Source organism: Ruegeria sp. HKCCD6647-2, assembly GCF_057221075.1.
Window position 1 is genome coordinate 230146 of record NZ_JBWVBD010000003.1, and the last position, 15834, is coordinate 245979.

The window sequence follows — 15834 nt, forward strand, 5'->3', positions numbered from 1 at the left end:
ATTGCAATCAACGCCTGAGCGCAAGTCTTGCCGTCAGCCAACCCACAATCATGATGGCGAAATCTACATACAGCCATTGCCGGACGATACCGGTATCCGACATGGTGTACGGCAAATGATACAATGCCAGCCCGCTGAGGCTGTCAGGTATGGAAATCAGAAGAAGAGCCGAGAAATTATTGAAAAAATGCAATGCAATCGCGGGTCCCAGCGTGCCGGAACGCGCCGTCAGATCGGCTGACAGCAGACCAAAGATGCAGGCCCAGGCGGTGATCAGAAACGCATTGTCGCCGGCTGCGATAGGTGTGTGATGCCCAAGGGCAAACAAGGCCGAAGGCAGTACCATCCAGATCAGCGGCGACCGGAACCGGGCCGCCAGGCTTTGCTGAATGTAACCGCGAAACAGGATTTCCTCGGCGCTGGTCTGAACCAGAACGGCGGGGATCGACAGGGGTAACAGCACCAACCACATGGACCATGACAAGTTGGGCACCAGGGGAGCCCCCATATCATAAGGGGGTAGGATCAGCAGGACAGCTCCCAGCAGAATCAAGGCCCGCAGTACCCGCCAGAACTGCCAAAAGGCTTCGATACGGTCTCCGACGATTGAACCAAGCGTCCGATGCTGCAGTTGCCAGGCGGCGATGCCAACTCCGAGCGTCGCAAAGGCAAAGCTGAAAAGAACAACAAGCAGAGAAATCGGTGTCGCGCCGTTCAGAAAGTCCGCGACCCAGTCCGGAGGACCAAGACTTGCAACGGTAATAAACAGCACGGCGTTCATGGCAAGTATGATGACTGTAACGACCACCAAACCGACGATCAGACGCCAGATTTCCGGGTAATGTCGGGCGTCCGCGACCAGCTGCTCGTGGCTGGCGTATACCCTTCCTGTCCGGTCAGCCAGCATTTTGAGACTCCGAAATCTGTGTCTCTTCTCCAACAGGCATATTTGATTCGCGCACCCGTTCTGCAAGGAGCGTCAGGTATCCCGCAACGGTTTCGAGCAATTGCATCGCCACAGTCGCATCACTTTCAATAACCGCCCGCAGTTCCTCGGCCCCGATCCTGAGGAAGGTGCAGTTTGTGGTGGCAACCAAGTCCATTTGGCGCATCTCACCCGTAATGATCGCGAGATCGCCAATTAGGCGGCCAGGTTCGACTGTGGATATCAGTCGTTTTTGACCATCCTGACCTTGCCAATACAGATTTGCCTCGCCCGAGATGCAGAGATAGGCAGCGTCCGGGACCTGACCACGCGCAAAGATGATTTGATCGGCGGCGGCTTCGTACCATTGGGCAGAAAACGCCAGCAATCTCTGGTTCCGACCGTCCAGGCGCGAGAAGAGCTCAGTAGACGATATAATCTTGAGTTTGCGGCTCAGATCATCCGAGCCGCTGTCGTCGGTCTCGATCCGCGTGCGCGAAACACCGTCGATGCGGCCGTCCTTGATTTCTACGAACAGGTCATAGGCTTCGGGATGGGCAAAGTGATCTTCCATGAAGATCATGATGGAATCTGGCAGCAATTCCCGCAGCTTTAGTCGCGTGCGCAGGCGGCTTTCAGAATCGTGACTGGCCAGCGCCTTGTCGAGAATCAGGACATCGGGGCGTTTGATTCCGGCCCGCGAGAACGAGGCACGTTCCTGAAACACCGTCGGAAGGTTGTTGCCACCCAGACCTGACGGCAGATCATAGATGATAGCGGCTGCACGTCGACGAAGCCCAGCCTCGTTCATGACTTCGGCGACAAGGTCTTCGATTGCTTCGGCATGCGAACCAGCCATTATGGAAACCCGCCCATACAACGCGTTTTCGAGCGCAGTCAGGCGCGGCAGATAGGCTTCTGGCGAAACGGGAACGAACATCCCGCCCATGGCGTTTCTCAGGTCTTCGGCCTGGTTTTGGCGAATGGCCAGAATTTTTTCTTTGTACTCCTCCGGGAAACTCGGTCCGATCTGTTCGGCTGTCAGCATGAAAGGCACGGTCAGCAGCAACGCGCGGTCTTTGTCACTAAGGTCGGCCTCACCCTTTGTCCTGCGCCGCTCCCAGATGTCCAGAAGGCGGTGAAACATATCCTTTGACAAACCCAGCCGCAGGAAAAGCGGATGGTCAGCACCATCGCGTCCAAAGGTCTGGTTCAGCGTTTCCAGGACAGCTTCGGAAATGCCAAGCGCATCATCGTCCAGCCCGTGCGCGGTCAGCAAAGACAGGAAACGCCCGTCCCCGGCCAGCAAATCCGGAGAAATGTCATGGGACGGGGCCGAAAACAAAAGATTTCCACCCAAAGGAACCGCCGGGTTAAAGGCAGCGGGATCAAATCTGTAAACGTATTTGTCCAAACCTTTTTCCCGCAGGCGATCAGCCACGATGCCTCGGAGGTTCACGATTTCCTGCGCCAGAACCGGATGCAGATCAGGGTCAAACTGCGACCGCAGGGTGCGGCGGAACATGAACTCGTCAATTCCCATCGCTTCGACCAGTTTGAACCACCAGTCGCGGATATCCTCAATATCCTCCAGTCCGGCCAACCCCGGATCGACCCATTCTTCGCTTAGCGAATCGGGTGAGTTTCCGGAGCGCACGGCTTCGATCTGACGCCGCGAAGGGACTTTTAAGGCCTCATCTTCGTGGTGCGGATGGGTGCGCAGCGGCATCAACAGGTTATCACCCAGCGTACCGTCAAACAGATACGGCCGGGAATAGGCGTAACCGATGCGGGCTGCGATTACCTTTTGATGCAGGTCGTTGAGGTTATGGCCGGCCATGATGACCTCGCCCTGCGCCGGCATCAACTCGCGCGTCAGCAGCTGTGCCAGAGCACTGCGTTCGGACGCATGCGTGGATTGAATGGCCACACGCGCACCCTTTGGGATGGTCAGATCGATGTCTTCCAGGATCGTCTTGCCGTCATCATCCCGCACGGTCACATTGCGCAGTTCGATTTCGCCGGTCAGACGGGGAATGGTCTCGGGCTCGCCGTCAAAAAGCTCTTCCGGGATCATGTTCGAAGGGGCGAAGCGTTCGGTGACGATCTCCCACCGAAGGGACATATCCTGAACCTGGTTGTAGTAGGTCAACAGGTCTTTCCACGGACCGCTCAGATCCTTGTAGGCCCCCAGCGCGGCCACCAGGGCGCCCACCGTTACTTCACCCGTGATCGCCAGATAACCGCCCACCGAATAGAATAGGAACGGGGTTATCTGAGTGATCAGGTTGTTCAGAAATTTCATGAAAAATTTCTTGTTGTAGATCTTGTACCGGATCTCAAACAAGGTGCCCAACCGGTGGCTGAACTGGGCCAGACGATAGCGCCATCCACCATTGGTGCGCAGATCGCTGATGCCCGCGGCACTTTCCCCGATTTCAGAGCTCAGCCGCCGGACTTCCTGAATGCGGTCCTTGTTCAGCAAGTTGATCTGACGTTGCAACTTGGGGATCAGCCATGCTTGGAGAGGGATCAGTGCGATACTGGCGAGGCCGAACCACACACTTTGCATGAACAGAAACGTGACAATGGTCATCATCTGGCCGAACTGGAACACCGGCTGTGCGATGGCGTCGCCCATCAGCCCCCCCATCGGTTCCGCCTCGGAGGTGATCATCGAGACAAGCTCGCCCTGGCTGGTGGTGGCAAAATAGGACTTAGGAAAGCGCATGGACCGGCTGATCAGTGTGAACCGCAGGCGGCGCAGCATGCGTTCGGCCAGCACACCTTTCATCGTATTGATGCGCATTTTCATGAGGCCGCTGGCAATCACGGTAGCCAGAAAGGCAAAGCAAAGGATCATCAGGTACTGAACCTGAGTTACGGTCCATCCGAATATGGTTACCGTGTTGGTAGGCGCACCAATCGCATCATTGATAATCTGCTTTGGCAACTCCAGCGAGGCGTACAGAAACGGGAAAGACAGCACGGTCAGCACCAAGAGGACCAGTTGCTGTTTTTTTGAGTATTTCCAGATGAATGAAAATAGGGTGGGTTCCATGCCCTGCCTTATCGCCTGTTTCGTTGACCTGCGGCACCATGTGAGTATGCCTACGACCAGAGCGCAGACGGTAAGCCGCGTATCACCCTATTGCAAGAATGCGGGCTATGAGAAATCCGCAAAATACCTGCGCTGGTATCCGACCCATTCACAATTCAGGCATTTTCCGAAAGTAATTTATCAAGACGGGTTTAACCCGCGCCTGATCTTTGACTAAAGAGGATCAATTACGGACGATAACAGCATGGGCAGACTTCTGGACCGTTTCTTGAACCAAAAGGTTCTTTCACGCTGGCGCCTGGCGGGGCAACAGGCAGACAAGGCCGCATTGCCCACGCTGCGTCGTCAGCGCGATGCGGCTCGGGTGCTGCGGGTGCAACTGGATCGTTTGATCCAGAAGGCAGATGGTCGGTTGCTTCGTCCAATGATCGGTTCAACGCAGTTTCCCAAACCCCTGGGCACGGATTGGTCCTGGCGCCCGGATCTTTGGCGTGGGCCTTTGGCCCGACCAGGCATAGCGTCGGCTTCGCGCAAGGCAGCGATGGACGGGCAAGTGACACTGTTTCACGATTGTGACCTGGCAGAGATTGCCGTGCGGCAACTCCGAAACCGAAGGGACAAGGATCTGGCGCCTTTCAGTCTTGCGCTTGAAGCATTCGAGTTTCAGGGGACTTTTTTGTCCCTGTCCATCGAGTTGCCGACCGAAGCCGCGGCGGGCTTGACCCGGCAACACCTGATGCGGGTCGATGCGGTCATCGAGGCCGAACGACCCACCGGAGGTTTTGCCCGGCTAAACATCCAGCACGGGCCCAACACCGAGCAGGTCCTGAGGGAATTGGAAATGACCAACCCAGACGTTTCGGTGGATTTTGATCTCGCGCACCTGAACATCAACGAGCGCAGGATTGAAAAAGTCTGGCTGGACCTGATCCTTGACCGGCCAACCATGAACCGGATAGTCCTGCGCGATCTGACCTTCTGTCGCCATCACCGGGCGGACATGTAAATGGAAAACCCATGGCCGATATCACATTGACCCCGACCCGGTTCGAAAACGGTATTTGGGAAGGGCATCTGTCCAGCCCGAAAACCCCAGAGATTGAGGTTCTGTGCCACAGCGAAACGGTTCCGGGCGTTGAGGTCGCGCCAGACAGCGACGGGTGGAACTTGCGCTTTCCCGTTCCGGTTTCGGCCTTGTCCGAAGGCATTCATACCTTTGTTATCTGCGATGCCACCTCGGGTCAGAAACTGGAGTCCTTTTCAGTAATTGCCGGGTCTCCTGCAGCGGATGACCTGCAAGCCGAGGTCGCCCTGTTGCGCGCCGAGCTGGACATGCTGAAACGCGCTTTCCGTCGAATGCAAAGCCAGGATCGGTGAACACTTTGGGGTATCAGTGACGGCCCAGAAGGAATTTTCCTGTTATTTCCGCATTTTCCGTGCATCATTAAAGGATCGGGATCAAGCGGGGTAACCCAATGGACCGCACGAGCATCGTTAAGGTCATCACTCTGATGGTGACGGCATTTGGCATCGGCATCGATTTCACGGGCGCGCTGATGCTGGTCCCGGCCATTGAGAACAGCTTTGATGCGGATATCACCAGTACGCAATGGGTGCTGAATATCTACGCGCTGTTCTTTGCGATGACGATGGTTACCGGTGGACGCCTTGGCGACATGTACGGACATCGCAAAGTGATGATCATTGGTCTGTCGATCTTTCTGTTCGCGTCGATTCTTTGCTTTGTGTCGCCGGGGCTGGACTATCTGATCGGTGCCCGTGCGTTGCAGGGGATCGGCGCGGGATGCGTCTGGCCCTGCACACTGGCTTTTGGCGCGACCAAAGTGTCCAAACCTGAACACCGGGCGATGGTCATGGGGCTAATCCTTGCAGGCGTGACCACCGGCAACGTCTTCGGCCCGATGATCAGCGGCGCGGCGGTCGACTTCGGTGACTGGCGGTTTTTCTTTCTGGCGAATGTCGTGTTTTCGAGCATCTCGATAACGACAGCGGTCCTGCTGATGGAAAAGGAAACTCAGCACAAGCAGGGCGAGCATATCGATTTCGCCGGATTGGGCGTTCTGTCCTTTGCGGTTTTGCTGTTGCTCTACGGCCTGGATGTTGGCGCGGATTGGGGATGGACCTCTGTTCCGCTGCTCCTGTTGTTCTTCGTCAGTGCGGTTCTCTTCGTTCTATTCCCAAGGGTCGAAAAGCGGGTAAAGGAACCGCTGCTGCTGCCTCAACTGATGCAGAACCGAGAATTTCTGATCACGTTGGGGCTGAATATGTTCAACGTTTCAGCAGCCTTCGTTGCGCTGCTTTATTTTCCACAATACATGCAAAAGGTGCTTGGCTGGTCGGTTTTTCAGTCCGCCTTAGGGCTTGCGCCGTTGACGGTATTGCTGGCTGTCGGGTCCATCATCTCAGGTACATTGTACAATGACTTCGGCCCCAAACGCCTGCTGTTTTGGGGCTATATTTGCGCCACCGTGGGCGCGGCAAGCATTGTGGTGATGCCGGAAAGTCTGGGCTATTTCCAGATCCTGCCGGGCATGGCGCTGATCGGGCTTGGCGCAACCCTTACTGTGGGTCCGTCGGGCACTGCAGCGGTTTGTGCCGTAAAACCCGAGCGTGCAGGACTGGTAGGCGGCCTCAGCTTCATGACGCATCTGGTATACGGTGCAATCTCGGTCGCCTGCGCTACTGCCATCATGTATGTCGCCAGCCTGTCCAGTCTTCGCGATCTGCTCAGTGAAGCTGGCATAAAGATGTCCGAAGCCGATCAGAAAACCATAAACGGCGGTACGCTGGACACGGCTTCGGCGCAGGTAGTCATGCAGAAACTGAGTTCAGCCGAGGCTGAAAAAGTCAAAACTGCAATCGCGGCCGCATTTGATACCGGCATGAACATGGCTTTTGTCTTTGCCGCATTTTCGGTCGCGTTCGGGATCGTACTGGCGTTGATGTTGGACGAAAAGAAATTGCACAAAGTCGAAGGCTGAACGCCAAAAAAAAGGGCCGCTTCATGCTGCGGCCCCCTGATCGTGTTCCCGGTTACTGCGAGGGCCCGGTAGGATTCATTGCCGCCAACCCTTTCAGGATGTCGATGGCATAAGCCAGTTGATAATCCTCTTTGCGCAATTCGGCGGTTTTTTCCGCTTTGGCACGATCTTCTTCGATCTGACGAATTTCATCGTCGCTGAGGCTGTCATTATTCAGGCTGCCCCGCAGTTGCGCCTCGGAGCGGGTGCGGGCATTCGACTCGTCTTCCTCTTCGTTTGCAGGCGCGGGGCGCGGTTGTTCGACGATAATGTCGGGGCTGACACCCAATGCCTGAATCGAGCGGCCAGACGGAGTGTAGTACCGCGACGTGGTAAGCCGCATGGCTCCATCGCCGCGCAGGGGCATGACTGTCTGGACCGATCCCTTGCCAAAACTCTTAGTGCCCACAACGATGGCCCGGTGGTGATCCTGAAGCGCACCGGCAACGATTTCCGAGGCCGAAGCCGAACCTCCGTTGATTAGAACCACAATAGGTTTGCCTTCAGCCAGATCGCCGGGTGTTGCGTTGAAACGCTCGCCATCCTGGGGATCGCGACCACGGGTCGAGACAATCTCGCCCTCATTCAGGAAGGCATCGGACACTTTGATTGCCTGTGTCAGCAAACCGCCCGGGTTGTTTCTCAGGTCCAGTACGATCCCATTGACGTTTTCGATGCCGCCGGCCTCTTCAATCTGTTCCTCAAGCCCGGATTCCAGATTGGGAAAGGTCTGGTCGTTGAAAGTGGTCACACGCAAGACAACGCTGGTACCTTCGGTGCGGGCCCGAACAGCAGTCAGCTTGATTGTGTCTCGGATGATGGTGATATCGAAAGGTTCCTGTTCACCTTCGCGCACGACGGTGATCACGATCTCGGACCCGACCGGCCCGCGCATCAGTTCCACCGCCTTGTCCAGCGTCAAACCCAGAATGCTCTCGCCATCCACATGCGTGATGAAATCACCCGCTTCGATCCCCGCGGCGTCTGCTGGCGTGTCATCGATGGGAGAGACGACTTTGACATAGCCCTCTTCCTGTGTGACCTCGATACCCAGACCGCCAAACTCGCCGCGAGTCTGCACGCGCATCTGCTCGGCATCATCAGGCGACAAATAGCTGGAATGCGGGTCCAACGAGGTCAGCATGCCATCAATTGCGGCTTCGATCAGTTCTTCCGGCTCTACCTCTTCAACGTATTGGGCGCGTATGCGTTCGAAGATGTCTCCGAACAGATCCAGTTGTTCATAGACGCTGGCCTTGTTTTCAGCCTCCTGCGCAAGCAACGGTCCCGCGATCTGAGTTGTTGCGATCATCCCTGCCAAGGTCCCGGCTATTCCGGCGATCAGAAATCTTTTCATACTCGTCTATCCATTCCTATCCGTCTGAAACCACGCTTCCGGGTCAACGGGAGTGTTATCTTGTCTTACCTCTATATAGAGCGTTTCTGACCGATCAGTTCCAGTGCCATCACCGCTTGTTGACATAATTGCGCCGATTCCGGGTGTCTCTCCGGGCATCAGGCCCACCGGAGTGCCTTCGGGAATCACCTCTCCGGCCTGACCATAGACCTCCTGCAGGCCCGAGAACACAAACAACAAACCCGGTTGAGGCTCGAGGATCACAAGATTGCCCAGATCCAGCAACGGGCCGCGGTATCGGATGGTCGCCGCTGTTGGCGTGGTAACCAACGCCCGCGGGCGTGTGCCAAGAAGAAGTCCGGGCCGCGTGACGCCCGCGGCGTCCGTTTCCCCGGCCCTATGCAGCAACACGCCCTGTACCGGCAGCGATATGCCGCCCTTTCTGTCTGAAACGCTGGCGTGCGACTCGATTATCTCACCGGCTGAAATCTCTGACAATCCGCTTGCAAACCCATCGAGCGTTTCCGTGGAAGAGATCAGGATTGCCGTGCGCACCGGATCTTCCACAAAGCGGCGTGGAAGGTCAGTCCGATCCGCTATGGCTTCGCTTAAGCGAGTACGGGCGTCCTGAACACCGGTCAGGCCCTCAGTCAGGGTCTTTGCGGCGCTTTGCTGCAACTGGCGCAGGGTTTTGACTTCGTTCAGATCATTTGACAGCGCCTGTGCCTGCGCAGACAGACCGGGCGTGACTTCAGATAGCATCATCCCTGTACGCGCTGCACCCAATGGCCCGGACGGGTGCAACATCAATACAGGTGGCGCGGTCGTTTCGATCGTTTGAAGTACGCCCAGCAACTGCGCAATGTCCTTTTCGCTGGCCCTCAGTTCGGCGCTGAGTTGCGCTTCGCGCAGGGTTGCCTTTCGCAAACCGTCCCGCATGACTGTCAGTCCGGCCTCGAATGCCTGGATCGTTTCTGTCAGGGCGCGCACTCGATCCCGGGCGCTGTCGGCCTCGGTCAATGCGATCGAAGCTTTTTCCAGCATCCGCGCAGCTTCCAAAGCCGCCTGAGACGGGTCACTTTGAGCCTGAGCGGGAACCGCCCAGAGAAACAAAGCTACGGCAGCGGCCGTTACCCTCATGTCAGCAGACTTTCCCCGGTCATTTCCGGCGGTTTGGGCAGACCCATCAGTGCCAACAAAGTGGGTGCCAGATCGGACAGGCGACCGTCCCGCAAGCGCGCACCCTCTGGCCCGCCGACCAAAGCGACAGGTACCGGATTCAAAGTATGCGCCGTATGGGGACCCCCCGTATCAGGGTCCACCATGACCTCGCAATTGCCGTGATCCGCGGTAACGATCATCGCGCCGCCAGCCTTTTGCAGGGCGGCAACCACCTGGGCCAGACCCTTATCCACCGCCTCGCAAGCTCTGATGGCGGCCTGCAGATCACCGGTATGCCCAACCATGTCCGGGTTGGCATAGTTGGTGACGATCAGATCATATCCTTCCCCAATCGCCTCGACAAACTTAGCCGTGACCTCGGCCGACGACATCTCGGGCTGCAGATCATATGTCGCCACTTTCGGCGATTTGGGCATATAACGGTCTTCACCTATTTCAGGTGTTTCCTTGCCGCCGTTCAGAAAAAAGGTGACGTGCGGATATTTTTCGGTCTCGGCGAGCCTGAATTGACGAAGACCCTGTTTCGCAACCCACTCGCCCAGAGTGTTGACGATGTCGCGTTTGGGAAACACAGTCGTCATATAGGCATTGTGATCGTCAGAGTATTCAACCATGCCCAGCAAGGCCGACAGGTGTGGGTGCGCACCCGTGTCGAATTCGGCAAACCCAGGCTCACCAATGGCGCGCAGTATTTCACGGGCGCGGTCAGCGCGGAAATTGAGGCAGAAGAACCCGTCGCCATCCAATAGGCCGTGGTAACCATCCAGAACGCTCGGGGTAATGAACTCATCGGTCTCGGACTGGTTGTAGGCGTGATCGACTGCGGAATGAGCGTTCGGAACCACACGCCCCTGCCCTTTGACAATGGCATTGTAGGCTTCTGACACCCTCTCCCACCGATTGTCGCGATCCATTGCGAAATAGCGTCCGCTGACCGTGACAACCCGCGCGCCTTCAGGCAAGCGGTCTTCCAGTTCCGCAATGTAGGAAAATGCAGATTTCGGAGCCACATCGCGCCCATCGGTGATCGCGTGCAAAACAACCGGAACGCCTGCGTCGTCAATGGCATTGGCCGCTGCAACAATGTGGTTCAGATGCCCGTGGACACCACCGTCCGAGACCAGACCCATAAGATGCGCGGTACCTCCCGCGGCTTTCACCTTAGCGATGAATTCCTTCAGGGCCGCATTGTCAAAGAACGTCCCGTCCTCGATTGCCAGGTCGATTTGTCCGAGATCCATCGCCACCACGCGACCAGCGCCGATATTGGTGTGCCCGACTTCGGAATTCCCCATTTGCCCGCTGGGCAGACCCACATCGGGCCCGTGGGTGATCAGTGTCGCATGCGGCCCATTGGCCATGATCGCGTCAAAAGTCGGCGTATTTGCCAGAAAGGGCGCGTTGGCCGCGGTGTCATCCGACAGGCCCCAACCATCGAGAATGCACAAAACAACTGGCTTGGGCGCGGTCATTGGGGACTCCGGTTACTGCTCTTGGCCATCTTCTACCCCCTGCCCGCCTTGGCGTGAACCGCCTTTCGGGCAATCGGAGAGGAATTGTGTGGCTGGTCTGGCAGCCCCAGCCTTAGCTTTCCATCTGCTGCAGTATCTTCTTGGCGCGTTTGCATTGCAACTGATCGCGCAGGGGACTGTCGGGATCGATGTCCTTTTTACAGACCACGCATTTGTCGGCGCCGGAAATCGCGTTCAAACCACCGCAGCTGCCCTTGATGGTCTTGCCCATCAACAGCACACCCAAGGACATACCGACCACAATGATCAGCAAAAGGATGAATGCCAGAATAAAGGTGCTCATCTCGGTATCCGCCCCTCAGTTCGATCCCAGTGTATCACTGAATGCGCTGCTTTGTACCGTGATATAGGCATCATCTCCAGCATTGACATCTCGCGAGATGAAGAACACGGCAAGATCATGCTCTTCGGCCAGTTCCAACCCTTTTTCCTGCCCCAACGCCAGCATCGCCGTCGCCCACGCGTCAGCCAGCATTGCATCTTCCGCCAGAACCGTGACTGAGGTTGTCCTGTGGGTGATCGGACGGCCAGTGGTTGGGTCAATGATATGCGAATACCGAATGCCATCCTGTTCGAAGAAATTCTTGTAGTCGCCCGAGGTGGCCATGCCCAAATCGTCCAGTGGCACAATCAACTGAATGCTTTGTGAGCCGGTTTCGGGTTTTTCCACGCCAATACGCCAGCTTTCGCCTTTTTCGTTTTCGCCCTTGGCAACCAGATCACCACCGATCTCGACCATGTAATTCTCGACCCCGGCTTCTTGCAGGGCAGCCGCCACTGCATCAATGCCATAGCCCTTGGCGATGGCCGACAGGTTGATGCCAACGGCCGGATCGGATTTCGTCAGGGTGCCAGCCTCACGGTCGAGATTCAGCAGACGCGCCTGCCCCACCGATTCCAAGGCCGTGCGTATATCGACCTCGGCCGGAACCGGATCTTCGGGCTTGCGCGGGCCAAACCCCCACAGCTCGATGAGCGGGCCAAGCGTAATGTCGAATGTTCCGTTGCTTTTGGCATGCACGTCGTTCGCCGCTTCGATCACCAGCGCGAATTCGTCGGAAACCGCAATCGGGCCCGTGTCTTTTGAGGCTGAGAATGTCGAAACCTCGGAATTCGGATCCCAGTTGGACATCTTTGCATTAACGCGCGCCAGCGTGTTCTGCACGGCGGTTCCAAGCGCGGTTTCGTCCAGATCATCTCCAATAGCGGTGATATTGAAGGTTGTTCCCATCGTCTCACCCGACAGGCGCACGACATCGGGTTCTTTGTCAAACAGGCAGCCAGAAACAAAAAGTGCAAAGGCCAGAGCCGTCAAAAGGCGCATTGGGCGTTCTCCTGGAAAAAACCGTGCCCGGCATATGCCAGCGGCCCCAATCAGAGTCAAACCGGCCTAGAGTTTCAACGGCACGAACCCGAGTACAAGTAGCCCGAGGGCCGCCGGAACTCCGAACAGCCATGCACGCTTCTGCCATCCAGGAGGCTGCTGTTTCCACAGCTTCCGAAAATTGTGCCCACAGATCACGACGCCGAAAAAGATCAAAGCGGCTATGGGAGGGGTGAGATACAACTGGCTCACGTGGCCGGATTTCCTTGTAAAGTGGCGGAGTTGCGCCAGTTTATGAATTTGCACCCTATACAGAGTTTGTCCCTGCGCTAAGGTGAACCAGACAGCCAAATTCTGTGAAAGAGGAGACCGCCAATGGCCCCAAGCTCTTACCAGCCCCCGACACGCGGCGACAAGGGCGAGCCCGCCACCCGCAGCCAAACCGTCGAGTCGAATTTGTCGCAGACACAGTCAACCGTGGCCAAGCTTCTGGAAGGCAAGGGGGATGCGGTTTTTGCCGTTCGGCCAAACGACACGATTCATGCTGTCGTGGATATTTTGAAGGAAAAACGTATCGGTGCGGTTGTCGTGACAGATCAGAATGGCGCATTGCAGGGCATTTTGTCGGAGCGCGACATCGTGCGGCGCATGGCAGACACGCCGGGGCAAACCCTGCCGCAATCGGTCGAAGACCTCATGACGCACGAGGTGCATACCTGCGCCCCCGAGGATCGGCTGATGGACGTACTGAAAACCATGACCGAAGGACGTTTCCGCCATATGCCGGTGCTCAGCGATGGCCATTTGCGTGGAATAATAACCATAGGCGACGTGGTGCATTTCCGGCTGAAAGAGCTGGAATATGAAGCCCTTAGAATGAAGCAGATGATCGTTGGCTAGTTAACCTCGGGTTCCGAGGAGCTGAGACTACGTGCTCCAGGCATTGTCCTGGTGCCAATTTCAGCAACGGTCAAATAAATCGCAACACCAGCCTGCGCGATCACCGATGCATCGTGCAGTACCAGACGAAACGATCGTTTCTTGGCAAATTGGTTCTCAGGCCATCCTCGCACAGAATTGGGCTTGAGACAGATGACCCGGCATCCGGTGATCTGTCGAGGCCTGAATCTGCGTGGAAAGCACATACGGCTGACACGCTATCGCACATTCAGGTCCAAATCTCATGGATTTCGCGTTCTCGCGGTTTGCGGCCCATCACCCAACGCTTGGCGTTTTGAATGACAACTGGCCACTACAACCGTTCATCAGCCTGTTGAAATGAACCGAGCGTTACCGACGGAAATTTCGACCGCTGTCAGACGTCCAGTCGCGAACGCGCCCGTGTCGATGGAAATGACGCCGTTTGCAGCACTTGGGTCCGCGACGATGGTATGGCCGTGAACCACCCATTGTCCGTCGCTGCGTCGGATCTGCGAAAACTGGCGGCGACCCCATAGGCATGTTTGCCTGTGCTGGTTCTCAATGGGACGGGCCGGATCAAGGGCCGCGTGAACCGCCGTTACATTGCCGCTGGTCCAAATCAGCGGGCGCTTTTGGACCCAAGTCAAAAGCGTGCCCCCCATTGCCTGTCGCAACCGGGCTGCAACATCGACGAATTCTTCGTCGTCAAGCGCCTCGTCGATCCCTGTCACACCAAAGGATGCCAGGGTTTGCACCCCCCCGTTTCTCAGCCACAATCGGCTGCTGTATTCGGGCGTATTCAGAAATTGCAGCATCATTTCCTCATGGTTTCCCATGAGACAGACGATCCGCCGATCGGTTTGCGTGTCGAGGTTATGCAGGAACCGAAGAACTTGCGCACTTTGGTTCCCGCGATCGATGTAATCTCCGACAAAGACAAGAGGGCACCCGGGATCCAAACGGTCCAGAAGCGATTGAAGAAGGTCACACCGCCCATGAATGTCGCCAATTGCAAAAAACCGCTCGTCAGGCGCAAGCGCCGACAATTCCTCACTTTCTGGTGCCGGTTTACCGAACAGTTTTTTGAACCAAGTCAGTCTCATTAGATTTGATCAGTACCTTGGTGAGCATCCCGGGGCAATTGTCCCTTGGGGCTCGGCGTGTACCGTCCGTTGCGCAGATTTCGGGCAAACCTCGTTCAATCAAACATAACGTTTGGCTTGCAAACTCAATCCCGACCGTTGGTGATGCGGAACGAGTCGTTCAGAATGGTGGGTTCATATGTGGCTCTACGGGGACTCCGGACCCGTTGACGAAAACGCAGAAAGGTCACCAAGCGCCGCTGTGGATCTGGCGAATGGCTGACAAACTGGGAAAACCTCTTGACCTTGCTCAAGGGAAAGTATCCCTGAGAACCAAGAGTAAGTTATGCATCCGAGGGTTACATGAAACGAGTTCTGGTCACTGGTTCAGCGGGATTTATCGGGTTTCACCTTGCCGAGCTGCTGCTGTCAGAAGGGTACCGTGTGCATGGCTACGACGGAATGACGGACTATTACGATGTCGCACTCAAACAGCGCCGCCATCAGATGCTGTTGCAAAAACCCGGCTTCACCGCCACCGAAGACCTGCTGGAAAACCACGAGCGCCTGATGCAGGTGGCCGAGGAGTTTCAGCCCGAAGTGATCGTTCACTTGGCCGCACAGGCCGGAGTACGCTACAGCCTTGAACACCCGCGCAGCTATATCGACTCGAATGTCGTGGGCACCTTCAACGTTATGGAGATTGCCCGACAACATAAGGTGGATCACCTGCTGATGGCCTCGACTTCTTCCATCTATGGCGCCAGCGAAGATATGCCCTTTACCGAAGTGCAGAAAGTCGACAACCAGCTGACCATCTATGCCGCGACCAAAAAGGCGAATGAGGCGATGGGCCATTCCTATGCCCATCTTTGGGACCTTCCGACAACCATGTTCCGGTTCTTCACGGTCTACGGCACCTGGGGCCGGCCTGACCTGGCCTATTTCAAATTTGTGGCGGCGATATTGGATGGCCGCCCAATAGACATCTACAATCACGGCGACATGTTTCGCGATTTCACTCATGTGGAAGACCTTGTACGCGGCATCCGGTTGTTGATGGACGTTCTCCCGGTCCGGCCGGCCAGCAACGATGAAATTGAGGATGGCGACAGCCTGTCCCCGGTCGCGCCCTATCGCGTCGTTAATATCGGCAATGGCGACAAGGTGCGCCTGATGGATTTCATCGAAGCCATCGAAGATGCGGTGGGTCAGAAAGCCATCCGGAACTATATGCCGATGCAGTTGGGTGACGTTCCGGCAACCTGGGCCGATAACAGCCTGTTGCAACGACTGACAGGGTACCGGCCGCAAACTGCGTTCAAGGACGGTATTAACGAATTCGTCAAATGGTATCGCGACTATTACGGCAAGTGACGACGTCCGAAACCGGACTTTCCTGCCCCTCA

Annotated in this window: 13 protein-coding genes; 5 read left to right on the forward strand and 8 right to left on the reverse strand. The window is 56.5% G+C overall.

The annotated features are described in order from the left end of the window. Window positions 1-7 precede the first annotated feature (7 nt). Window positions 8-907 carry a CPBP family intramembrane glutamic endopeptidase gene (locus AC2TDJ_RS10150; protein ID WP_480841801.1) on the reverse strand — a complete coding sequence of 300 codons (900 nt, stop codon included), beginning with the start codon at window positions 905-907 and terminating at the stop codon, window positions 8-10. Next, complete coding sequence (locus tag AC2TDJ_RS10155) at window positions 897-3986, reverse strand: ABC transporter transmembrane domain-containing protein (RefSeq protein WP_480841803.1); 3090 nt, start codon at window positions 3984-3986, stop codon at window positions 897-899. Before AC2TDJ_RS10155 ends, AC2TDJ_RS10150 begins: the two co-directional genes overlap by 11 nt. Before the next feature lie 244 nt (window positions 3987-4230). On the opposite strand from AC2TDJ_RS10155, the gene AC2TDJ_RS10160 reads away from it, so the two are divergent. The 3 genes from AC2TDJ_RS10160 (at window position 4231) to AC2TDJ_RS10170 (ending at window position 6988) form a co-directional block, all read left to right on the forward strand. Then, the gene (locus tag AC2TDJ_RS10160) at window positions 4231-4992 is read left to right on the forward strand and encodes a DUF6478 family protein (RefSeq protein ID WP_480841805.1); all 762 of its coding nucleotides are present in this window, start codon (window positions 4231-4233) and stop codon (window positions 4990-4992) included. A gap of 11 nt (window positions 4993-5003) precedes the next feature. Further along, window positions 5004-5363 carry a hypothetical protein gene (locus AC2TDJ_RS10165; RefSeq protein ID WP_480841807.1) on the forward strand — a complete coding sequence of 120 codons (360 nt, stop codon included), beginning with the start codon at window positions 5004-5006 and terminating at the stop codon, window positions 5361-5363. A 98-nt stretch (window positions 5364-5461) separates the two neighbouring features. Beyond that, complete coding sequence (locus AC2TDJ_RS10170) at window positions 5462-6988, forward strand: MFS transporter (protein WP_480841809.1); 1527 nt, start codon at window positions 5462-5464, stop codon at window positions 6986-6988. A 52-nt stretch (window positions 6989-7040) separates the two neighbouring features. On the opposite strand, the gene AC2TDJ_RS10175 is transcribed toward AC2TDJ_RS10170, so the two are convergent. The 5 genes from AC2TDJ_RS10175 to AC2TDJ_RS10195 form a co-directional block, all read right to left on the reverse strand. Then, window positions 7041-8384 carry a S41 family peptidase gene (locus tag AC2TDJ_RS10175; protein ID WP_480841811.1) on the reverse strand — a complete coding sequence of 448 codons (1344 nt, stop codon included), beginning with the start codon at window positions 8382-8384 and terminating at the stop codon, window positions 7041-7043. 6 nt (window positions 8385-8390) lie between these two features. Further along, complete coding sequence (locus tag AC2TDJ_RS10180) at window positions 8391-9524, reverse strand: murein hydrolase activator EnvC family protein (RefSeq protein ID WP_480841813.1); 1134 nt, start codon at window positions 9522-9524, stop codon at window positions 8391-8393. Next, window positions 9521-11038: a 2,3-bisphosphoglycerate-independent phosphoglycerate mutase gene (gpmI, locus tag AC2TDJ_RS10185; protein ID WP_480841815.1), complete on the reverse strand. Its 1518-nt coding sequence runs from the start codon at window positions 11036-11038 to the stop codon at window positions 9521-9523. Before gpmI ends, AC2TDJ_RS10180 begins: the two co-directional genes overlap by 4 nt. Window positions 11039-11150: 112 nt before the next feature. Further along, window positions 11151-11381, reverse strand: a complete 231-nt coding sequence (gene nqrM / locus AC2TDJ_RS10190) for a (Na+)-NQR maturation NqrM (protein ID WP_480841817.1) — start codon at window positions 11379-11381, stop codon at window positions 11151-11153. 15 nt (window positions 11382-11396) lie between these two features. After that, complete coding sequence (locus AC2TDJ_RS10195; RefSeq protein ID WP_480841818.1) at window positions 11397-12422, reverse strand: FAD:protein FMN transferase; 1026 nt, start codon at window positions 12420-12422, stop codon at window positions 11397-11399. 375 nt (window positions 12423-12797) lie between these two features. Here AC2TDJ_RS10195 and AC2TDJ_RS10200 point away from each other — a divergent pair, with 375 nt between their 5' ends. After that, window positions 12798-13322, forward strand: a complete 525-nt coding sequence (locus AC2TDJ_RS10200) for a CBS domain-containing protein (RefSeq protein ID WP_480841820.1) — start codon at window positions 12798-12800, stop codon at window positions 13320-13322. A gap of 365 nt (window positions 13323-13687) precedes the next feature. On the opposite strand, the gene AC2TDJ_RS10205 is transcribed toward AC2TDJ_RS10200, so the two are convergent. After that, on the reverse strand, window positions 13688-14446 hold the full coding sequence (locus AC2TDJ_RS10205) for a metallophosphoesterase (protein WP_480841822.1): 759 nt from the start codon (window positions 14444-14446) through the stop codon (window positions 13688-13690). A gap of 342 nt (window positions 14447-14788) precedes the next feature. Here AC2TDJ_RS10205 and AC2TDJ_RS10210 point away from each other — a divergent pair, with 342 nt between their 5' ends. After that, entirely contained in the window at window positions 14789-15802 is a 1014-nt protein-coding gene (locus AC2TDJ_RS10210) for an NAD-dependent epimerase/dehydratase family protein (RefSeq protein ID WP_480841824.1), read from the forward strand. The last annotated feature ends 32 nt before the right edge of the window (window positions 15803-15834 follow it).